Source organism: Longimicrobiales bacterium (assembly GCA_028823235.1).
Lineage (GTDB): Bacteria > Gemmatimonadota > Gemmatimonadetes > Longimicrobiales > Gaopeijiaceae > UBA2589.
The window spans coordinates 193,116-213,097 of the sequence record JAPKBW010000003.1 but is presented as its reverse complement, the minus strand read 5'-3'; the positions used below and the strand labels follow the sequence as shown (position 1 = coordinate 213,097).

20 protein-coding genes, 1 other RNA gene and 1 pseudogene are annotated in these 19,982 nt (G+C 61.7%); 19 read left to right on the top strand and 3 right to left on the bottom strand.

What is annotated here, in order from left to right; genetic code table 11:
• Positions 1-95 precede the first annotated feature (95 nt).
• The 9 genes and pseudogenes from OSA81_02855 to aroF all read left to right on the top strand — a co-directional run bounded on the left by OSA81_02855 (position 96) and on the right by aroF (position 9,436).
• Positions 96-1,295, top strand: coding sequence for a M20/M25/M40 family metallo-hydrolase (locus OSA81_02855; GenBank protein ID MDE0897933.1), 1,200 nt, complete (start codon positions 96-98; stop codon positions 1,293-1,295).
• A 169-nt stretch (positions 1,296-1,464) separates the two neighbouring features.
• Positions 1,465-1,728: pseudogene (rpsF, locus tag OSA81_02850) on the top strand (30S ribosomal protein S6).
• A gap of 198 nt (positions 1,729-1,926) precedes the next feature.
• Positions 1,927-2,121, top strand: a complete 195-nt coding sequence (gene rpsR, locus OSA81_02845) for a 30S ribosomal protein S18 (GenBank protein MDE0897932.1) — start codon at positions 1,927-1,929, stop codon at positions 2,119-2,121.
• Positions 2,122-2,176: 55 nt separating this feature from the next.
• The gene (locus OSA81_02840; GenBank protein MDE0897931.1) at positions 2,177-3,094 is read left to right on the top strand and encodes a DUF2232 domain-containing protein; all 918 of its coding nucleotides are present in this window, start codon (positions 2,177-2,179) and stop codon (positions 3,092-3,094) included.
• Between the two features lie 19 nt (positions 3,095-3,113).
• Positions 3,114-3,569, top strand: a complete 456-nt coding sequence (gene rplI / locus OSA81_02835) for a 50S ribosomal protein L9 (GenBank protein ID MDE0897930.1) — start codon at positions 3,114-3,116, stop codon at positions 3,567-3,569.
• Between the two features lie 7 nt (positions 3,570-3,576).
• Positions 3,577-3,948, top strand: coding sequence for a ribosome silencing factor (gene rsfS, locus OSA81_02830; GenBank protein ID MDE0897929.1), 372 nt, complete (start codon positions 3,577-3,579; stop codon positions 3,946-3,948).
• Between the two features lie 164 nt (positions 3,949-4,112).
• A complete protein-coding gene (locus OSA81_02825) occupies positions 4,113-4,835 on the top strand; it encodes a hypothetical protein (protein ID MDE0897928.1) in 723 nt (240 codons plus the stop codon).
• Entirely contained in the window at positions 4,832-8,320 is a 3,489-nt protein-coding gene (locus tag OSA81_02820) for an AAA family ATPase (protein ID MDE0897927.1), read from the top strand. Before OSA81_02825 ends, OSA81_02820 begins: the two co-directional genes overlap by 4 nt.
• Positions 8,321-8,401: 81 nt before the next feature.
• Positions 8,402-9,436: a 3-deoxy-7-phosphoheptulonate synthase gene (aroF, locus tag OSA81_02815; protein MDE0897926.1), complete on the top strand. Its 1,035-nt coding sequence runs from the start codon at positions 8,402-8,404 to the stop codon at positions 9,434-9,436.
• A 4-nt stretch (positions 9,437-9,440) separates the two neighbouring features.
• On the opposite strand, the gene OSA81_02810 is transcribed toward aroF, so the two are convergent.
• Complete coding sequence (locus OSA81_02810; GenBank protein MDE0897925.1) at positions 9,441-9,734, bottom strand: YraN family protein; 294 nt, start codon at positions 9,732-9,734, stop codon at positions 9,441-9,443.
• A 208-nt stretch (positions 9,735-9,942) separates the two neighbouring features.
• Here OSA81_02810 and ffs point away from each other — a divergent pair.
• The 10 genes from ffs (at position 9,943) to dnaJ (ending at position 17,265) form a co-directional block, all read left to right on the top strand.
• An RNA gene (gene ffs / locus OSA81_02805) (signal recognition particle sRNA small type) lies at positions 9,943-10,039 on the top strand.
• Positions 10,040-10,092: 53 nt separating this feature from the next.
• Entirely contained in the window at positions 10,093-11,805 is a 1,713-nt protein-coding gene (gene dnaX / locus OSA81_02800; GenBank protein MDE0897924.1) for a DNA polymerase III subunit gamma/tau, read from the top strand.
• 31 nt (positions 11,806-11,836) lie between these two features.
• On the top strand, positions 11,837-12,163 hold the full coding sequence (locus OSA81_02795) for a YbaB/EbfC family nucleoid-associated protein (GenBank protein MDE0897923.1): 327 nt from the start codon (positions 11,837-11,839) through the stop codon (positions 12,161-12,163).
• Between the two features lie 16 nt (positions 12,164-12,179).
• Positions 12,180-12,773, top strand: coding sequence for a recombination mediator RecR (gene recR / locus OSA81_02790; GenBank protein MDE0897922.1), 594 nt, complete (start codon positions 12,180-12,182; stop codon positions 12,771-12,773).
• Positions 12,773-13,090 (top strand): hypothetical protein, encoded by a 318-nt coding sequence (locus OSA81_02785; protein ID MDE0897921.1) that lies wholly within the window; start codon positions 12,773-12,775, stop codon positions 13,088-13,090. Before recR ends, OSA81_02785 begins: the two co-directional genes overlap by 1 nt.
• 167 nt (positions 13,091-13,257) lie before the next feature.
• Positions 13,258-13,389: a hypothetical protein gene (locus tag OSA81_02780; protein ID MDE0897920.1), complete on the top strand. Its 132-nt coding sequence runs from the start codon at positions 13,258-13,260 to the stop codon at positions 13,387-13,389.
• A gap of 45 nt (positions 13,390-13,434) precedes the next feature.
• Entirely contained in the window at positions 13,435-14,079 is a 645-nt protein-coding gene (pgsA, locus tag OSA81_02775) for a CDP-diacylglycerol--glycerol-3-phosphate 3-phosphatidyltransferase (GenBank protein MDE0897919.1), read from the top strand.
• Between the two features lie 10 nt (positions 14,080-14,089).
• Positions 14,090-15,388: a CinA family nicotinamide mononucleotide deamidase-related protein gene (locus OSA81_02770; GenBank protein MDE0897918.1), complete on the top strand. Its 1,299-nt coding sequence runs from the start codon at positions 14,090-14,092 to the stop codon at positions 15,386-15,388.
• Between the two features lie 95 nt (positions 15,389-15,483).
• The gene (locus OSA81_02765) at positions 15,484-16,116 is read left to right on the top strand and encodes a nucleotide exchange factor GrpE (GenBank protein ID MDE0897917.1); all 633 of its coding nucleotides are present in this window, start codon (positions 15,484-15,486) and stop codon (positions 16,114-16,116) included.
• Positions 16,117-16,122: 6 nt separating this feature from the next.
• Positions 16,123-17,265: a molecular chaperone DnaJ gene (gene dnaJ / locus OSA81_02760; GenBank protein MDE0897916.1), complete on the top strand. Its 1,143-nt coding sequence runs from the start codon at positions 16,123-16,125 to the stop codon at positions 17,263-17,265.
• Positions 17,266-17,283: 18 nt separating this feature from the next.
• Here the strand turns inward: dnaJ and mnmA are convergent, their stop codons facing one another.
• Both mnmA and OSA81_02750 read right to left on the bottom strand, forming a co-directional pair.
• Entirely contained in the window at positions 17,284-18,372 is a 1,089-nt protein-coding gene (gene mnmA / locus OSA81_02755) for a tRNA 2-thiouridine(34) synthase MnmA (GenBank protein ID MDE0897915.1), read from the bottom strand.
• A gap of 7 nt (positions 18,373-18,379) precedes the next feature.
• On the bottom strand, positions 18,380-19,540 hold the full coding sequence (locus OSA81_02750; protein MDE0897914.1) for a cysteine desulfurase family protein: 1,161 nt from the start codon (positions 19,538-19,540) through the stop codon (positions 18,380-18,382).
• Positions 19,541-19,982 lie beyond the last annotated feature (442 nt).

Genomic DNA, 19,982 nt, shown 5'->3' with positions numbered 1-19,982 from the left:
CGGCTGAGGATGGTGGCAGGCTGACAGGGTAACCGACGGGTGGCCGGTCGATTGGCCGAGCCACCCGTCGTCTTTTCATTGATCTGGAGAAGCTGATGGCCCGCGAAGCGAACTTTGAGAACGCCCTCCAATTTGCTGCTGACCTCATTCGAATTCCGGGGCTGTCTCAGCAGGAAGGCGATGTCGCTCGCCGCGTCCAGGAAGAAATGGAAGCGCTGGGACTCGAGGACATCAGAGTGGACCGAGCAGGCAACGTCATTGGGGTGGCCCGAGGACGAGGGGATGCGCCGCCTGCTTTACTGAACGCTCACATGGACGTCGTGGGCGAGGGCGATCACGACGAGTGGGAGGTGCCTCCGTTCTCGGGTGAGATCAGGGACGGCTTCCTGCACGGGCGTGGCGCCATGGACATCAAGGGCCCACTCGCACTCCAGACGTACACCGCGGCATCCATGATCGGGTCTGCGCCGGGTGATGTGATCGTTGCTCATACGGTGCTAGAGGAGCGAGGCGGTCTCGGAATGAAGCACCTCCTCGAATCGGGAGGTGTCGAGCCAGGTGTTGTCGTGATTGGAGAAGCGACCCACGGAGACATCTGCACCGGTCACCGTGGCCGCGCCGAGGTTGAAGTCGTGATCCAGGGACTCGCCGGGCACGCCAGCGTGCCGGACCGGGCCCATAACTCGCTTGACTTGCTTGGCGATGTCCTGGCGGCGATACGAGATCTCGCTGACCGTCAGGAGTCCGTTCCGGTACTCGGGGCCTCGAGCTTGATCGCGACGATGGTGGACGTGCTCCCACAGAGCCGGAATGTAATCCCCGATTCGGCCGTCGTGACGATCGACTGGCGCATCCTGCCAGGAGATGATGATACCTCGCTGATCGCGAGAGTGCGTGAAGCAATTAAGGCCCGGGTGCCTCAGCTCCCAGCTGGCCTCTCACTCGAGGTTCGAATGGCGACGGAACATCAGGTGACCTACACCGGCCTTGAAGAGGACCGCAACCTTCTCACGCCCGGATTCCTGATGCCGGCTGACGACCCGATGATCCTCGCGGCAGCTGATGCAGTTGGTCGGCGCGCAGAGAAAGGTCCGGCGACCATCCGACCGTGGCAGTTCGCTACTGATGGTGGTTGGTCCTGTGGCGTGCACGGCATCCCGACCGTCGGGTTCGCTCCAGGGGAGGAGCGCTTCGCACATACAAACCGTGAGCGGCTCGACGTCGAGGAGGCTCGCTGGGGTTTTGAGCGCTATCCTCTGCTCGTTTCGGCGATCCAGCAGGCGGTGGCGATCTAGACGGCGATGTTCCGCGGGTTCCAACCTGTCCCGCGATTCACTAGCTTTTCCGCCGCGTCCATGAGGGCGCGACTACATACAGCCCGCTCCGTCAGAGTGCCTCAGCCGCAGCCGAGGTGCCCGAGTTCGATGGAGCCCGTACCAATTCAACGGACCGAGGGAACGAAAGATGCGGCTTTACGAAGTAGTGTACATCCTGGATCCGGCACTCGAAGAAGAGGCCGTGACCGCCAAGCTCGACACGTTTCACGAACTCGCGATTTCAAAGGGCGGAGAAGTCTCCGCAGTCGACCTCTGGGGCAATCGACAGCTCGCGTACCCGGTTCTGAAGCAGAGCACCGGCTTCTACGCAGTAGCGCAGTTCATGGCCGCAGCTGAGGCCCTCCCCGAGTTCGAGCGTCTCCTCAAGCTCGACGGTGAGGTACTTCGCTATCTCTTGATCCTCAATGAGGGCGAGCCAACCACCGGTCTCTCCGTTATGGCCGACGTTCCTGTCCGGGTAGGTGCGGACGATGACGAAGACGAGGATGATGACGACGATCTCCCGATACCTGAGGCAGCGGTGGAGGAAGACGGGACTCCTCGCACTTCTCCTCCCGAGTACACGGGCTCACGTGGTCGCCGTCGGCGCATGGAAGGGCCGCGCATCATCATGCTGAACTACAAGGACGTCTCAACGTTGTCTCACTTCGTTACGGAGCAGGGAAAGATCATTCCGAAGCGGACGACGAAGGTAACGGCTGGGTTCCAGCGTCAGTTGGGTACAGCGATCAAGCGTGCGCGCTACCTCGCGCTGCTACCGTACATGCAGCGTGAAGACGGCTGATCTCGTCTCACTGCGCTGACGGACGCGAAGTAGACCGATGACGACGGACGAGGCAATGAGTGACACTCGCAAAGGGTGGCGCCGGGCGGCTGGACTGCTCGGCGTCGTCCTTGCGACGTCGATTCTTCAGCCGATCGTGCTCGTTGCTGTACCTCTCCTGATTCTTCTGGGTCTGGAGGGGCGGGGGACAGGTGCGATCGTCGTCGCGGCGATTTTTGGCTTCTTCGTCGTGCTTGCAGGTCCACGTGATGGACTCTGGTTCGTTGAACGCGCGTGGGCGCTGATCGCCGGAGGTGTTTTTGCCGCCTTGGCGACATATGTCCCCCACTGGCGTCTGACGAGTCGGTCGATGGCCGCGGTAGGAAGTGCGATTGTCATTTCGGGCGTCTTCCTTACCATACGCCGGGGAGCGTGGGCCGCCATTGACTGGCAGGTCACGGATCATCTCCGGTCTGGCTTCGCGACGTGGCTCGACGTGATTGCGGTGCTCCGGGATGGAGAGGCGGTGCCTCCAACACTGGTTACCGCGATCTATCAGACGGTTGAAGCCCAGGCTCAGCTGTTTCCGGCCCTAATGGCGATCGAGACGATGGCAGCTCTCGGCCTCGCATGGTGGGTCTTTGGTCGGGTGGCACCGACCGAAGAGAAGGACGTTGGGACCCTTCGTGGGTTTCGATTCAACGACCATCTCGTCTGGTTGATGATTGCCGGACTCGCGATGGTCGCTTTACTCCCGGAAGACGGGGGCAGCCGACTTGGGGCCAACGTCGCGGTCTTTATGGGCTCGCTATACGCCCTCCGGGGCATAGGTGTCGTCGTGTTCGTGAACGGCGGACTCACATTTATTGGCATCACGATGTTCGCACTTGGAATTCTCTTCGCGGCTCCGGTCGTGATCGGATTCACGGTGCTTCTTGGAATCGCAGATACGTGGCTGGACCTGCGCGCACGCGCTGGTGCACAGGCCGCTTGAGACTCAAGTCGGAGGAATTATGAAGCTCATCTTGAAGCAGTCGGTAGAGAACCTGGGAGATGCCGGGGCGGTGGTTCAGGTCAAGGCAGGGTACGGCCGCAACTATTTGATCCCGCAAGGCCTCGCGTACGTCGCATCTGATGCGAACATGAAGCGGATCGAGGAGGAGAGTTCGCTCGCCGAGGAGCGGAAGCGTCGTGACTTCCTGGAGGCGCGTCGTCGTGCGTCTCAGCTCGAAGGGATGTCCCTCACGTTCACGGAGCGTGCGGGCGAAGACGGAAAGTTGTTCGGATCGGTTACGGCCACCGACGTGGTCGAAAAAGCGAACGCGGGCAGTCTCGATTTTGAATTGGACAAGAAGACCGTCCAGCTAGATGACCCGATCAAGGCGACCGGGACCGTGCATGTGGGCATTCGTCTCCACGGTGACGTCGAGGTGCAGATCGAGGTCAACGTCGAGGCAGAGGAAGGCTGAGTCGACTGTGACGCTTCCAACGATGGATCCCGCGGACTTCCCGGCTGAGGTCACGCGTGCGGCTGAGCTCGCAGTCGAGCTCAAGGCCCACGATGTGGTCGTGCTGGACCTCCGCGGGATCTCGTCTGCGACCGATTATTTCGTGATTGCAGGGGGTCGGTCCGACGTGCAGGTGAAGGCGATCGCGGATCACGTGGTGAATGAGCTGAAGAAGGATTCGATCCGGCCTGAGCATGTGGAGGGTATGCAGGGCGGGCGTTGGGTGCTCGTCGACTATGTCGATTTCGTTCTCCATGTTTTTCATCCTGAGGCACGGCAGTTCTACCAGTTGGAGAACCTCTGGGGTGACGCGGCGCGATGGGAGAATCCGGACGAGTGATTCGGCCCGCCGATGCCGTGAAAATCACTACAATGCTTCGATTTCGTGCTACCGTTGGGATTTGCCGACGCTCGACATGGGTTCTAACTTACCCCGTCTTCGGGTCCAGAAAGTCCCCGTACCGGGCTCTGCCCGGCCACTCACGATCCTACCGGCGATAGTCGATGGCACATCTCCCCGAGTGGCTGCCGCTCGACGGGGTCGCACCGCAGGGCGGTGGGGCCGGCCGAGTGGTCGCGATTGTAGCTACCGAACAGGCCGTATCAGACGGTTGGGCAGCCGCTGCTGCGCTGGACCTCGTACGCGCCTGGAGCGCTGACGGGCAGCGAATTGTCCTCGTGGACGGTGGGCTCGAGCAGCCTTCACTTCACGTTCCGGCTGGCCTCAACAATCGGGAAGGACTATCGGATGCGACGCTCCACGGTTCGTCGGTGGAACACGTGTCTCATTCCATCGATGGCGGGCAATTCTTGCTGATCACAGCGGGCACACCGGTCGCTGACTCCAATACGGTCGCAAGGAGTTCCCGCTGGTATCGATTGATGGCGGGGATGGCCGAAGCGAGGGCAACGCTCGCCCTGTACGTCCATGACGGGGCCGCATGCACTTCGTCATTCCTTGGGTCTGCCTCGGACATCGTGATTCTGTCTGGACGGGATGAGAGCCTGCCGGTCGCAGTTCGTGACCTTGCGTCATTGGTTCGCGCGGTCACTGGTGCTACGAGTGGGGTGCACGGTCTGTCCACTGGAGCGTCGGATCTCGGTGCACCCTCAGGATTGACTCTGAAGAAGGGCTCTGGTGGAGTCCCGCGGATGATCATGTTCGTGATTCTGGCCATGGTGGTTATCGCTGGATTGGGTTGGTTCATCTCGGCGGGACTCGGATGAGGCTCAAGTCGCTCAAGCTTCAGGGCTTCAAATCATTCGCGGATTCGACCACGGTCGAATTCCACGAAGGGATTACTGCCGTCGTTGGGCCCAACGGGTGTGGAAAGTCCAATATCTCGGACGCCATCCGGTGGGTTCTCGGAGAGCAGCGCCCGACTGCAATCCGGGGTGCCAAAATGGAAGAGGCGATCTTCCAAGGCACCGTCAATCGTCGACCGGTCAATCGCGGATCGGTTTCGCTCACCGTGACGAACGAAGACGGTGCGCTCCCGATTCCGGTCGAAGAAGTCGAAATCGGGCGACAGGTTTTTCGCGACGGAGGTAGCGAGTACTCGATCAACCGATCGACCGTTCGCCTCAAGGACGTAGTCGATCTTTATCGAGACACCGGACTCGGTGCTAACGCATACGCCATGATCGAGAACCGCATGATCGATGCGATTCTCTCCGATCGCGCAGAAGAGCGGCGCGGGCTGTTCGAAGAAGCCTCCGGCATTGGGAAGTACAAGGACCGCAGGAAGGCCGCGGTGCGCCGTCTCGAGCGGGCTGATCTGGATCTCCAGCGACTCGACGACGTGATCTCGGAAGTCACCACCAAGGTCCGGTCTCTTTCGAGGCAAAGGGGTAAGGCGCAGCGGTACACCGAGTACCGTCAGCGGAGACTTGACGTTGAAGTCGCGGTCGTTCGCCACCAGCTCGACACGATCCGAACTCGACTCGCTGTTGTGCAGAAAGACCTCAGCGGGGATCAGCAGACAGAGCAGGGTATGGTCGCCGAGCTCGCCTCGGCCGAGGCTGAATACGAATCGCTGCGGTTAAGCGAAGTGGGCGCTGAGAAGGCCAGAATCACCGCGGCAGGTGTGCTTGGTGGTGTGCGTGAGCAGCTCGTCCGGTGGGAGCGGGACCTGGCCGTCGCTGATGAGCGCGCGGCGTACGCTGAAAGACGCATGGCGCAGATCGACGGCGAACGGAGTGAGGCACGCGAGCGCGCCGCCAGTCTCGGGAAAGATGAGGCAGAGCTATCTGCTGGAGGTGCTCAGGCGGCCGAAGAGCTCACCACGCTGAAGGCAATCGCAGTCGAGCGCTCTGCCGATGCCCAAGTCGTGCGCGACCGGCTCCAGGAGGCCCGTAGGGCGCTCGACGGAGCGGAGTCCAGAGGCCGCGATATCGCGCGCCGCGGGGCCCAATTCGAAGGAGATGCAGACGCTTCCGAGGCGCAGGCTGTCGAGCTGGAACGCCGGCTCGGCCAGGTGAATCTCGAGTTGGAGAAGACCGCCGACTCGCTCACGGACCTCGAAGGGCAGGGAGATCTGTTCTCGGGTCGCCTAGATCAACTTGCGAAGACCCTTGATACCACCCGATCGGCTGTCGCCGACGGCCAGACAGCAGTCGAGGCTGCTCGGCTCGCGTTCGATGCGGCTCGCCGCGCGGAGCGCGAAACCGGAGATCTGGCAGCCTCATTGAGGGCCCGAAAGGCCGCTCTCGAGGGGCTGGAGAGGGATCGCGAAGGTGTCGAACCGGTCGTGCGGAGCGCGCTCGATGCTTCTGGCGGGGGCGTCCTGGGTGTTTTGTCTGATTTCATTGACGCCGATGCCACAGCGACCTCAGCGGTCGAGGGCTACCTCGGCCCCCTCGCGACCGCGCTTGTCGTACAAGATGGCGCCTCCCTCGATCAGATTCTGGGGTGGTTTGGCAACGAATGGGAGGGCGGGGGCGGCCTCATCGTTCTTCCGCTGGATCGCGTACCCGAGAGCGCGGGCAAGGCTTCTGGTGGGTTACTGGATAGCATCGGGGTATCGGGCGCGGGCGCGCCATGGGTGAAGGCCCTGCTCGATGGGGTCGAGTCGACGGGTGCTAGTGTGACGGGTATCCCGGTCACCGAGCGCAGAGGCGTCGTGCGGGTCGGAAATCCGTCCGGTGGGTCAGGCGTTCTGGAACGAAAGAAAGAGCTAAGGCGGGTATCCGTCGAGTACGAAGCTGCGGACACCGAGGCCGCTGCCGCCCGGTATGCCATGGCCGCAACCGAAGTAGCCCTAGGATCTGCAGAGTCCTGGTTGGCTGAATCTCGGACAACCAGGCAGGCCGCGGACGACGAACACAGGAAGGCGCATGGCGATCTGACGGCACAGACCGACCAGCGAGGGCGTATGAATCGTCTCCGTGACGAACTGGCGCGACAGGTCGAGGGAACCAAGGCTGCCCGCACCCGGGCGGTTGAACGAGCGGCTGAAGCGCGAGACGATCGGGCGGTACTGCTCGAGCAAGAATCGGGCATTCAAGAGGAGAGAGACCGCTCGCGAGAGGCACTTGAGACCGTCCAAGAGGAATGGGAGGTGGCCCGCGCAGAAGAAGCGGGCCTTGCCGTCGACGTCGCCCGCCTCGAGGGGGATGTGACCCGCCTGAATGACCGACTAGAGGCAATTGCAGCGGGGCGAACGCAGGCAACCGCGAGGGTCGAAGGGCTCGACAAGGAAGAGCAAGGACTCCGGACCGAGCAGGAGGAGGCTCGCTCGCTGCGAAAGGAAGGGGAGGAGGCTACGGAGCGGCTCTTCGGGGAACGGACAGCTGCTGAAACCGATGTTCAGGCCCGTGATGAGGCCCTGCATGCCATCTCGGAGAACTTGGACAAGGCTGAGCGCCGCGCGCGGGACGCCCGCACTCAGGAGCGGGCAGTTTCTGACCGACGGCATAGTCTGGAACTAGAGCAGCAGGAGATCACGGGGCGTATCGAACGCATCCGGGAGCGCCTCGAGGGCGAGTGGGGCAAGCCGCTCGACACCCTCCTTTCCGAGGCTCAGCCAATTGAGGGCGAGCACGCTGACCTCGAGCGTGAACTTGAGAAACTCATACAGGCCTTGGATCGCCTTGGCCCGGTGAACATGCTCGCGGTAGAGGAGCATGATGAGGAAAGCGAACGCCTGGATTTTCTGACGACGCAACGCGACGACCTAGTAGCGGCTCGCAACGACCTTCGGTCGGCCATCCGAGAGATCAACAAGACAGCGACGGATCTTTTCATCGGTACCTTCTCCCAGATTCGCGAGAACTTCCGGAAGACCTTCCTCCGCCTCTTCGAGGGTGGTGAGGCGGACATCTGGCTTCAGGACCCCGACGATCCTCTTGAGTCTCCAATCGAGATCCACGCGTCACCCAAGGGTAAGAGGACACAGCGCATCGACCTGCTTTCCGGTGGAGAGAGAGCGCTCACCGCGCTTTCTCTTCTTTTCGGGATCTATCTGGTGAAGCCGAGCCCGTTCTGTGTGCTCGACGAGGTCGATGCTCCGCTGGACGAAAACAACATTGGGCGATTCATCCGCCTGCTTCAGGAGTTCAGTGGGCAGACGCAGTTTGTGGTGATTACGCACAACCCGCGCACCATCGAAGCTGCCGACTGGATCTACGGCGTGACTATGGAGGAGCCCGGGGTCAGCACGATCGTTGGTGTGAAGCTCCAGGAAGCGCTCGAGGTAGCGAGCGCGGTGTGACCATAGACCCACCGCCGGAGGCCCTTTAGACTACGGCGCTCAACGATTCTCCAGCCCCATGCGTTATCGATGCTCGTTGTAATGAAGCACGGCGCCTCCGAGGAAGATATCTCTGGAGTCGTCGGTGCCATCAAGAATATGGGCTATGTCGCACGTCCGATTCCGGCTGGCCGGGCCACGGCTGTAGGCCTTCTTGGCAACGATGGTGGTGTGGACGCTGGGCGACTCCAGGGGCTGAGCGGGGTCCTCGAATTGATACCTGTGACCCACTCCTATAAGCAGGTGTCGCGGGAGTGGAAAAAAGAAGACACGACGGTAACCCTTTCGAACGGCACAATTGTTGGTGGCTCTGACCTCGTGATCATGGCCGGTCCCTGCGCGGTGGAGGGTGAAGTTGAGATCATCGGGATCGCGCATCAGCTTCGGGAACTGGGCGCGACGGTCCTTCGTGGCGGTGCATTCAAGCCACGTACGTCGCCGTATTCATTCCAGGGCCTCGGCCTCGAGGGGCTCCGTTATCTCGCCAAGGCTGGGGCAGAGAGTGGCCTCGCGGTCGTGACGGAAGCAATCGATCCGGATGGAGCTGATCTTGTTGCCGAGTATGCTGATGTGATCCAGATCGGTGCGCGCAACATGCAGAACTACCCGCTGCTGCGCCGGGCTGGGCAGACAGGCAGGCCGATCCTGCTCAAGCGCGGTATGTCGGCTACGATCGAGGAGTTCCTCCTCGCCGCCGAGTACCTGCTTGCTGAAGGGAACGGGGACGTCATTCTTTGCGAACGTGGCGTGCGGAGCTTCGCCCAGCACACCCGGAACCTGCTGGATCTGGCAGCAATCCCGGTGGTGAAGTCTCTCTCTCACCTTCCGATCATCGCAGACCCCAGCCACGCGACGGGGCTTAGGTCCCAAGTGATTCCGATGGGCAGGGCAGCCGTCGCCGCGGGGGCTGATGGGTTGATCGTCGAGGTGCACGCGGATCCGCCGAGTGCGCGGTCTGATGGGGCGCAGTCGCTATACCCTGAGCAGTTCGCGGATATGATGAAGGAGGTACGCGCGATCGCCCAGGCGATCGGCCGGGACCTCTTGGCTCCCGTCGAGGCTGTCGTCACGGGCTGATGGGTTAGGATTGAGGCCGCCACGCGTCCTCGATGTGATCACACCGGAGGATGCGTCGGCGCTCATCTGGGACAATCGCGACCACGTCGAACCGAACACCGACGCCTTCACGGACATGGCGCATGAGGTAGTCTCGGGCCACCACATCGACTTCCCGGCGGTTTTTCCACGTGACGGCATCTTCGGGGCTTCCCATCCCTCCCCTGGACTGCGTTTTCACCTCCACGAAGGCGAGAACCGAAGTCCGGCTCGCAATAGTGTCAATCTCTCGACGGCCCAGTCGATACCCGGCGTTCACGGATCGTCAATCCTGCACGCTCCAGCAATCGGGACGCGACGGCTTCTCCCTAGGTACCGAGGTCATGAGGCGGGTAGCGCGCGATGTTCATCGGACAACGATCGGCCCGGTGGGGGGGATCCATGCCTGGTTGAGCCTCGAAAAAGGCCCATCGCGCGACCCCTCCCGTACGTTGACCTCCAATCGGGCCCCGGGTAGGTTCTTGGTGCCCCAGGTCCGCAGGGTGAGAGCTCATGAATCCCGTCAGGACCCCGAAGGTAGCAGCGGTAAGTGTGGTGATTGTCGCTGCGGGTAGCCTGGGGCACCCTTCTCGCCTTATACTTGAAAAGACGGGCGCAATCTATTGAGCCACAAGGCTTTGGCGAGGAAGCACCGACCCCGATCTTTCGCTGATGTGGCGACGCAGGAGCATGTGTCGGAGACGCTGCGTCGGGCAGTGGCTGGCGACCGGGTTGGGCACGCGTACCTGTTCTGCGGGCCGCGGGGCGTTGGCAAGACGACACTGGCTCGTGTGCTCGCCATGGCGCTCAATTGCCCGGACCGCACCGCAGAGGGCGAACCATGCGGGATCTGCGAGAGTTGTAGCCGCATCTGGGGTGGTCACACCGCCCTCGACGTCGTGGAAATCGACGCGGCTTCCAACCGGGGAGTAGACGATGCTCGGGACCTACGGGAGCGTGCGATGTACGCTCCCTCTGCGGATGGACGCTCGAAGGTTTACATCGTTGACGAGGCCCACATGCTTACGCGCGAGGCATGGAATGCCCTTCTCAAGATCCTGGAGGAGCCACCGCCGCGAGTGATCTTCGTCTTCGCGACGACTGAGCCCCAGAAAATTCAGCAGGCCGCGGCTCCGATTTTGTCGCGGTGCCAGCGATTCGATTTCCGCCGCATCGGTGTGGGTGACATCATCGCCCGATTAGAGCGGGTTTTGGCTGCAGAGGGTGTTGCAGCACCGGAGGACGCGCTACGGATCATCGCGCGGAAAGCGGACGGCGGGATGCGAGATGCACTGTCTCTCCTAGATCAGGTGCTGTCGCTAACCGGCGGCGAGGTCGAGATCGATGCGGTTCGACGGGTTCTGGGCCTTGTTGAGGACGAACGATATATCGAGCTGCTTGATATCCTCCGGGAAAGTCGGCACGAGCAGGTTTTCGGCTTGGTACAGGCCCTTGTGGATGAGGGCTACGACCTGGTCGAGTTTTATCACGGGCTCCTGGATGTACTCCGAACCCTGCTTCGACTGCGTCTTTCCCCGGACGCGGAGGTGGACATGCAGGAGGACATCCGCTCGCAATTGCTCGAGCGTGCCGCCTTCTTCGCCCCGGGAGACTTGGTGCGAATGCTGTCCGCCGCATCTGACTTGGAGAGTCAGGGAAGTCTGCGCCGAAGTCCGAACCCGCGACTTCCCATCGAGATGCTGCTACTGCGAATGAGTTTTCTGGATCGCACTGTATCGCTCGAGGCGCTGATTCAAGCGCTGGGCGGGGCTCCTCCGTCGGAAGGCGGAACGGGAAGTGGTGTGGGCAGTGGCGCTCCGACAGGGGAGGGGCGTTCAGGGCCGGAAGCAGGCTCAACGAGCCAAAGTGGTCTCAGCGTGGCTTCTACTCTGAAGAATGAGGTTGCAGCCAAAGGCGGCGCTGCCCCCGCCAAATGTGCTACTGGAGAGTCCTCGTCTCCCCCTGATTCAATCGAGCCCTCTGAGGATATTCTCGAGGCCTGGAAACGCTGGCTTGGGTCGGGGCGTGGGCTTCCAACGGGACTCGTCGGATTTTTGCACTCCGCGGAGGTCTCCCGAGGGCCGGACGGGGAAATCGTGGTTCGGCCGATCCCGGGTCCCGCGTATGAGAGGCTCTCCACGACCCCGGTGCTTGAAACGATTCGCGAAGGACTCACGCCCTTCGCCGGTCGGCGACCGGTCATCCAGGTCAAGGCACCTGTGAAGGAGCTCGATAGCTCAGTCCGAATTTCGGAAGAGGACGCGAAGGCCGATACGCTCAGTGCGCTCGTTCGCCAGGAACCACGCCTCGAACGGGCGGTAGAAGAACTTGATCTCGAGCTGATGGACTGACGTCCGCAGCCCCACTCGCAACTGCCCGATCATGACCGACATCTCCCAGCTCATGCAGCTCGGCCAGCAACTGCAGGCGAAGATGACCGAGCTTCAGGAATCGCTGGAGACAAGGTCCATCTCAGCCTCCTCGGGGGGAGGCATGGTGGCCGTGACGGTCGACGGAAAGGGTCAGGTACGGCAAGTAAAGATTGACCCGACGTGCGTAGACCCGAGGGACGTAGAGATGCTCGAGGATCTCGTGATGGCTGCTTTAAGCGAGGCTCAGGCCAAGGCACAGGGTGAGTACGAGCAGGAGGTGCGGAAGGCGACTGGGGGCCTTCCTATGAACATTCCAGGACTCCCGAAGCTCTTCTGAGAAAGCGCTAGCCTACATGTCGGCCATCGAGCGACTCAGCGACGAGTTCGCACGTCTCCCGGGCATCGGTTCGAGGACCGCGCTCAGACTCGTGCATCACCTCATGAAGGGGTCAAAGGACGATACCCGCCGCCTGGCCCAATCCCTGGTCGACTTGGCCGAAAAGGTTCGAAGGTGTGACGCCTGCGGCAATTTTTCCGAACAAGAACTCTGCGAAATCTGCACCAACCCGAGGCGAGATCGGACGGTGCTCTGCATTGTGGAAGAGGCCTACGAGGTCGGTGCGATCGAGCGCACCGGCCAGTTCAGGGGGCTTTTTCACGTGTTGGGAGGGCGGCTTTCACCCCTCGACGGCATCGGGCCGGACGAACTCAACCTGTCGTCTCTGCTTGCCCGAATCGATGGTTCTGGCGGCGAGGTCCAGGAAGTGATCATCGCAACGAACGCCAGCGTTGAGGGGGAGGCGACATCGGTGTACCTCGAGCACGAGATTCGGCCGCTCGGTCCTCGCGTCACCAGGCTCGCTCGTGGCATTCCGGTCGGCAGTGATCTCGAATACGTTGATGGTACGACGATCGCGCAGGCGCTGGCCGGACGACGGGAAATGTGATGATAGACAAAAGGCTTCGTACTGCAGGACTTACCGTTCTAGCCGCCGCCGCCGCCGGGGCGATTGCTGCGATGATTATACAAGGGCAGGTCAGGCGTCATCGGCGGGATTTGTTCAGCCCCCGGGCCCTGAAGCGGCTCGCTGCACTCGGACATGTCAGCCGGGAACCCGCATCCGTGGACTTGATTCGACTGCTACGGGACTTCGTCGCGTGGGAGCCTCGGAAAATGCTGCGAGAGCGGGCCCAGGCCATCATCGATCGAATGCTGGATGACGCAGAGCGACTGCAAATCGAAGCGACGATGGAGCCAGCTTGAAATCAGCAGACTTGCACCTCAGGTCGGGCGGCCCGAAGTTATTGTCCGTTAGCCTCTTCCGGACAACGTCGGATACGTCTCAGAGCCTTGGGGCACCGCTCCAAATGGCCCTGATCGGAGATTCTGTGGCTTCACGAATCACACTGATGCGGAGGTAGCGTCGACCCATGTCGATGATCAACTACGCCTCGCGCGAGATCAACTGCAATATCGTGTACTACGGGACAGACCTGGACGGGACGGGGGTCTTCGAAACGCTCTCGTGCTTGAGCAGGCTGGTCGTCGAAGAACGTTCTTAGTCCTTCGGAGAGGCGCACGCGTGCACCGGCGAGGCGCCTGACATCATGACCCCTAGTCGGATGAACGTCCCGAACGTTATCACCTTGGCTCGCATCGCTTCGTGCCCGCTCCTCGCTTGGCTTGTGATGTCGGAGAACCTGCAGTTGAGGTTCTTCGGTTTTGGTTTGTTTGTGGTTGCTGCGTTGTCCGATGTATACGACGGCTATCTGGCTCGGCGGTACGACATGATCACGGATATGGGGAAGCTGCTCGATCCGTTCGCTGACAAGTTGCTGCTCGCGGTAACGCTGGTCCCGATCTATCTGATTTCCCACCGCGTGGGGCCGCTGGACGAAGCGCCGGTCTGGGGGCAGCTCCCGATGTGGATCCTGTTGGTTATTTTCGGGCGCGAGATTTTCATCACGATCTTCCGCGGGTACGCGGCCAAGCAGGGCGTCGTGATCGCCGCCGGAGTGGCGGGGAAGCGAAAGGCCCTCTTTCAGATGCTGTTCATTGGGGGCGCCCTCCTCTGGTATCCTTTGGCCCAGGTGGCTTCTGACCGGGCGTGGGTTGGTGCTGCCTGGCGGTTCGGGTCTGAGGGACTCGAGTGGTTTGTAGCCATCACCCTCGGAGTTGCGATCGTTCTGACCGTGTACTCCCTTCTCGACTACCTCTGGTCTTACCGGACGCTGGTCGGAATCCGGGACTAAGGTATTCTCGGTGAGTGATTCCCCGGTCCGGGCGGCGGTCGTATCGGTCGGAAACGAGCTGCTCTCTGGCCAGACCGTCGACACCAATGCCGCTTGGCTGTCGAGCGCTCTGGCCACGCGGGGAATCTCAGTGGTCCGCCGGTACACTGTTGGCGACATCGAATCGGACATCGATGAGGCACTGGGTGCCGCGTGCGCGCTAGCCGAACTGGTCGTCGTGTCGGGCGGGCTAGGTCCAACTCCCGACGATCGGACCAAGGCTGCAGTTGCTGCGCGGCTGGGGCTCACCCTTGTTCCGGACGACGAGGTAAGGAGGGCTGTGGAGGCCCGCTACGCGGCGGGAGGATACGCGACGGTTCCCAAGGCCAGCACCGGGCAGTGGATGGTTCCGGCTGGAGGCCGCCCGCTCTCGAATCCCCTGGGCACCGCGCCGGGATTGTTCCTAGAGAATGACGAGACTGTCATCGTGCTCCTTCCCGGAGTTCCGAACGAATTCAAGGCCATCGTTGAAGGTGACCTGTTTGCTGCGCTGTCCGAAAAAGGACTCGTCCGCGGTGGGATTCATCACCGAATCGTCTACACGACCGGCATCGCGGAGTCCGCCCTGTGTGAATCGCTTGAATCGATGCGGTCTGCTCTCGCGGTCGATCCACTCGCTGGCATGGAGCTGGCCTATCTCCCGGACCTTCTCGGGGTGGACCTTCGGTTCACGATATTGGGAGGGACGGCAGAGGGTGCGCAGCTCCGCTTCGACAGAACACTGGCGGCGCTCAGTGAGGTGGTAGGCCCGTGGCGCTTCGAATCGGAGTCAGGGGACCTGGCTGAGGCGGTTCATCGGCTGCTGCTGAGGGAGCGCCGCACCCTCGCGGTGGCCGAGAGTTGCACGGGTGGGCTTGTTGGGAAACGCCTCACTGACACGCCCGGGTCCTCAGAGACGTTCCGTGGAGGGCTCATCTGCTACACGAACGCGTCGAAGGTCGCGCTCGCTGACATCGATGCTGAGGAGTTGGCGCGCGCCGGTGCGGTCTCAGATCTGGTTGCAGCGGGCCTGGCTGAGGGCGCGGTCACGGCTCTGGGGGCCGATGTGGGAATCGGGATCACGGGAGTGGCCGGTCCAGGAGGAGGCTCTCCCGACAAGCCCGTAGGTACGGTCTGGTTCGGTACGAGCGTGAACGGGAACACGGAAACTGTAGTGCGCAACTTCAGTGGGGACCGGGGGGCGGTCCGAGCCCGGGCGGCTCAGACTGCGCTCGCACTGGTGTACCGCCGGTTGCTCGCGAATGAAGAGTCCGATTGGTCTGCCTCGTAGGGCATGCGGGAGGGCTGAACCAGATCGCGCCGTGGTTGTATCTTTGTAGCCGATTGACCGTTTCAAGATGACCCAGAGACCCGAAAGGGTCCGAGATGAGCGAACCCGTGACGAATCACGAAGAGACAGAACTCGGCGACGAGTCCCTGGAAGCACCCCTAGTAGATGCACCGCCTGCCGATGCAGATGGGTCTTCTGCACAGAGTGCGGATGCGTCCCTGGGCGGCCCGGGCACCAGTGCGTCGCCTAGTGGCGCCGGCTCCGCTCTCTCTTCGGAGGATGTCGCGGTTCAAGAAGAGTTCGCCAAGCTGAACGACCGGCATCTACGTCTCGTCGCAGAATTCAACAACTTCAAGCGGCGCAGTGAACAGGAACGCCTTTCAGCTTGGTCCAGGGCTCAGGCCGACCTTGTGGAAAATTTCCTCGATGTCCTGGATGACCTGCATCGAGTCGCCGACCTCGACCTGAGCAACGCGACGGTTGAGGCCATCATGGAAGGCATCGACCTGGTCGAACGAAAGTTCGTCCGGACGATCAGCGACGCCGGCATCGAGATGCTCGATCCCTCTGGGCAGAAGTTCGACCCCGAGGTGATGGAGGCCATGATTCGGGTCCCTGCAGAGTCCGACGACCAGGTGGACAACGTTTCCCAGGTATTCCAGAAGGGATATTCCCTGAAAGGCATCCTCGTCCGGCCGGCCCGGGTGAGCGTGTACACGCAGAGCTAGTCGCTCATGGCAGCAGCGGGGAAGGACTTCTACGAGACTTTGGGCGTCAAGGACAAGGCGAGCCCCGACGATGTCAAGAAGGCCTATCGGAAGCTGGCTAAGGAAAACCACCCGGATGCCAACCTGAGGAATCCGCGCGCAGCGGAGCGGTTCAAGGAAATCGGTGAAGCTTACTCCGTTCTCAGCGATTCCAAGAAGCGGAAGCAGTACGATCAGATGCGACGACTGGGGTCCCTTGGCTTCGGTGGTGGACGAGGCGCACCTCAGCCCTCTCGAGGCGGCCCCGGGGCTGACCCCAATTTCTCGTTCGATGACTTTGAGGGCGGCTTCGGAAACCTCTCCGACATGTTCAGCTCGCTGTTCGACCTCGGAAAGGAGAAGCCCCAGGGCGGTCCGTCGGCCGATCCGAGAAAGACGTCGCCGCGTCAGAAAGGTCAGAACGTCGAATATGTGGTCGAAATCCCCTTCCTGACCGCTGCGAAAGGTGGGAAGATTTCCGTCGACGTGTCGATTACGGAAGACTGTGCTACGTGCGGCGGAGACGGTGCAAAGTCGGGCACGGACGTGAAGCGATGCGAAGAGTGCAAAGGGACAGGCCACGTCTCTTTCGGTCAGGGTGGCTTCGCCGTGAAGCGCCCCTGTCCGGCCTGTTTTGGTCGAGGCAAACTTCCTGAGACGCACTGTCCTTCGTGCACGGGGCGTGGGGCTGTTCGCCAACACCGAAAAATCACGATCAATGTTCGACCGGGCGTCGAGACAGGCTCGAAGGTCCGGCTATCAGGTCAGGGCGAGCGGGGCAGACACGGAGGTCCCCCCGGTGACCTGGTGATCAGCTATAAGGTCAAAGGGCACAGTTTCTTCAAGCGCGACGGGCTCGACATCCACGCTCGGGTTCCCATCAACATCGTGCAAGCCACCCTGGGCTCGAAGGTCCGAGTCAAGACGATCGGTGGGAAGAAGGTGGTCCTCAACATTCCGAAAGGAACTCAGTCGGGGACGAAGTTCCGGATCCGAGGGCAGGGCATCGCCAAGGGCGACCGCAACGGTGACCAGTACGTCGAGGTCGTCGTATCGGTTCCGGAGGAGCTTTCGGAGGAAGAGCGCCAAGTCATGAAGACCTTTGGAGAGGCGTCCGGCCTAAGGCACTAGCGATCCGCCACGGGTGGGTCAGGCGTGAGACGCCAGTTCTGCCTTGAGTATCCGGCCCCCGCCGAGTACGCGGTCACCATCGAATACGACTGCGGACTGGCCTGGTGTCACTGCCGCAAAAGGATCGTCCAGGGCTAGCTCCAATTTTTCGCCAGAGGCGGAGATCGTCGCAGGGACTGCCGGGGTGCGATATCGAAGCTGCACGCGAACAGAGACTCCCTGCTTCGGCGCGCCCTGCAGCCAGTTGAGCTCGGCGACAGTCACTGTATCGCTGAAGAGTTCGTCATGGAGACCAATCACAACCTCGCGCTGGTCCGGCCGGATCTCGAGAACGAACATCGCCTCGGGAAATCCTCCGCCCAGGCCTTTCCTCTGCCCGACCGTGAAGCCCGCATAGCCCTGGTGCTCTCCGACTACAGTACCGTCTGTACGAACCAGGGCGCCGGGTTCGAGCGCTGGGTGAACCGAACCTAGCCGCTTCTGAAGAAGATCCCGATAGTCGCCGCTCGGCACAAAGCAGATCTCCTGCGATTCCGGCTTGTCGGCCGTAGCGAGCGCGAGCTTCCTTGCGCGCTCCCGCACCTCTGTCTTGGTCAACTCACCGACGGGAAAGAGAAGCTGGGGAATCATCGAGGGGGGAAGGCCCCACAGGAAATATGACTGGTCCTTGGACTCGTCCCGGCCTCTCGCGAGCCACGTCCGCCCGGCCTCCTCTTCTACCCGCACATAGTGACCGGTCGCGATCTGGTCGCAGTCCAGGGCACGTCCGCGCTCGAGGAGGTCTCGGAACTTGGTGTGGCTGTTGCACCGCACGCATGGATTCGGCGTGCGGCCGCGTGCGTACTCTGAAACAAAGTCATCGATGACGTCTCGAGTGAAATTTTCCTCCACATCGAAAACGTAGTGCGGAATATTCAGGGCATCGGCCACTCGTTTCGCGTCCATGATTCCATCGAGGCCGCAGCACGTCTTTCCGTGGCTCTTGGTACCGGAGTAGCAGAAGGTCTTCATCGTGACTCCCACGACCTCGTGCCCCTGCTCGACTAGAAGCGCCGCGGCTAGAGATGAGTCTACGCCGCCCGACATCGCCACTAGCACACGACTCATGATGTGACTACTCCCCGGCCGTCATGCGGTTCACGACTCGCGGGAGCACCTCGAGGGCGTGTTCGATGTCTGCTTCGCTCGTACCGAGGCCGAACGAGACGCGGACGGTGGCCATGGGATCGTCTTCACCATAGAGCGCACCGATCACATGGCTGCCTTTACCTGATCCGCTGTGACAGGCCGAGCCCCCGGATACAGCGATTCCTTCGAGATCGAGCGCCATCAGGAGGCCCGAGGCATCCGACACGTTGGGGATCCCAAGGCTACTGACATGACAGGCCCGTTCTGCTTCGGCACAATTGACCCTGAGCCCGGGGATCGTGACTTGAAGCCCTTCTTCGAGATTGTCACGGATGCCCACAAGTCGCAATGCCTTTTCGGCTTGCTCCTCTACTGCGAGCCGAACTGCTGTCGCCAGTCCCACGGCTCCGGCGATGTCTTCCGTTCCGGGCCGTAGCGCTCGCTCTTGACTACCTCCGTGGATCAGTGGGTGTAGGGAGGTTCCTTCACGAACGAAGAGGAGTCCCATGCCCTTTGGACCGTTGATCTTGTGCGCAGTGGCGGTGAGGAGGTCGACAGGGACATCCCCTACGTGGACACGCACTTTTCCAAGGGCTTGGCAGGCATCGGTGTGCATCAGCGCCCCTAGACGGTGTGCTCTTTGCGTGGCCTCGCCGACCGGAAGAATGATCCCTGTTTCGTTGTTGACCCACATCATCGACACCGTCGCAGGGCCGTCGGCAATTGCGGGCTCCAGAGCTGAGAGATCGACGGTTCCGTCTGGTGACACGGGAAGGGTCGTCAGACTCGCTCCCTCCGACGTCTCCAGATAGGCAGCAGTTTCGAGCACGGCGCTATGCTCGACGGCCGTGACCACCACGGAAGGTGCCCGTCCGTCGGATGACTCACGCTGCGCCCGGTACGAACCGATGAGCGCGAGGTTATCGGACTCCGTACCTCCACGAATGAAGCGAATCTCGGAAGGCTGAGCTCCTAGGGACTCGGCTATCTCGGCTCGGGCATTCTCCAGGGCCGCCCGCGCGACCTGGCCCCAGCGGTGCGTACTAGACGCATTGCCGAACGCTCCGAGAGCGTAGGGCTCCATCACTGCGCGTACCTCTTTTCGGACCGGTGTGGTGGCGGCGTGGTCGAGATAGGCCGGATTCATGAATTCTGCCGAAGGATTGGTCGAGTTAGACGTTATAACCCAGCCCGTGCGTCGAGTTGCCGGGGTGAGGGCTGCCCATAAGTTAACCGCCAGAGCCTTGGCGCCTACCGAACTCCCTCTATTGAGGTCGAGTGACCCTTCGCAATCCGCCGTTCCCAGAGGGCCAGCCGTCTCATTTTCAATCGACGGTACACGGGACGGTGTTTGCCTTCAGAGAGCGGGATACAGCAGCGTTGCACGACGGCGCCTAGCAGCGACTCATTGCTGACTCTCCTGTCCAGGACCAGCCCGAAGTGTGGGCGCACCTGGCATAGGGGGAACCGATCGGTCACCTGCTGGTCTAGATCTGAGCGTGGCTGTGGTCGTGGCTGGCGCACGGTGGGGTAGCGCGGGCTCGACTGCTTCGGGGGTGCACGGCTCCGAAGTTCTCTCGTGGCGTCGT

Bases quoted from the DNA above. Each gene is read 5' to 3' on its own strand.
- aroF (MDE0897926.1), top strand. From the start codon at position 8,402: ATGAAGCACGGCGCCTCCGAGGAAGATATCTCTGGAGTCGTCGGTGCC.
- OSA81_02825 (MDE0897928.1), top strand. From the start codon at position 4,113: ATGGCACATCTCCCCGAGTGGCTGCCGCTCGACGGGGTCGCACCGCAG.
- rplI (MDE0897930.1), top strand. From the start codon at position 3,114: ATGAAGCTCATCTTGAAGCAGTCGGTAGAGAACCTGGGAGATGCCGGG.
- OSA81_02820 (MDE0897927.1), top strand. From the start codon at position 4,832: ATGAGGCTCAAGTCGCTCAAGCTTCAGGGCTTCAAATCATTCGCGGAT.
- dnaJ (MDE0897916.1), top strand. From the start codon at position 16,123: ATGGCAGCAGCGGGGAAGGACTTCTACGAGACTTTGGGCGTCAAGGAC.
- rpsR (MDE0897932.1), top strand. From the start codon at position 1,927: ATGGAAGGGCCGCGCATCATCATGCTGAACTACAAGGACGTCTCAACG.
- pgsA (MDE0897919.1), top strand. From the start codon at position 13,435: ATGACCCCTAGTCGGATGAACGTCCCGAACGTTATCACCTTGGCTCGC.
- mnmA (MDE0897915.1), bottom strand. From the start codon at position 18,372: ATGAGTCGTGTGCTAGTGGCGATGTCGGGCGGCGTAGACTCATCTCTA.
- OSA81_02840 (MDE0897931.1), top strand. From the start codon at position 2,177: ATGAGTGACACTCGCAAAGGGTGGCGCCGGGCGGCTGGACTGCTCGGC.
- OSA81_02855 (MDE0897933.1), top strand. From the start codon at position 96: ATGGCCCGCGAAGCGAACTTTGAGAACGCCCTCCAATTTGCTGCTGAC.
- OSA81_02765 (MDE0897917.1), top strand. From the start codon at position 15,484: ATGAGCGAACCCGTGACGAATCACGAAGAGACAGAACTCGGCGACGAG.
- OSA81_02785 (MDE0897921.1), top strand. From the start codon at position 12,773: ATGATAGACAAAAGGCTTCGTACTGCAGGACTTACCGTTCTAGCCGCC.
- OSA81_02780 (MDE0897920.1), top strand. From the start codon at position 13,258: ATGTCGATGATCAACTACGCCTCGCGCGAGATCAACTGCAATATCGTG.
- OSA81_02795 (MDE0897923.1), top strand. From the start codon at position 11,837: ATGACCGACATCTCCCAGCTCATGCAGCTCGGCCAGCAACTGCAGGCG.
- recR (MDE0897922.1), top strand. From the start codon at position 12,180: ATGTCGGCCATCGAGCGACTCAGCGACGAGTTCGCACGTCTCCCGGGC.
- OSA81_02750 (MDE0897914.1), bottom strand. From the start codon at position 19,540: ATGAATCCGGCCTATCTCGACCACGCCGCCACCACACCGGTCCGAAAA.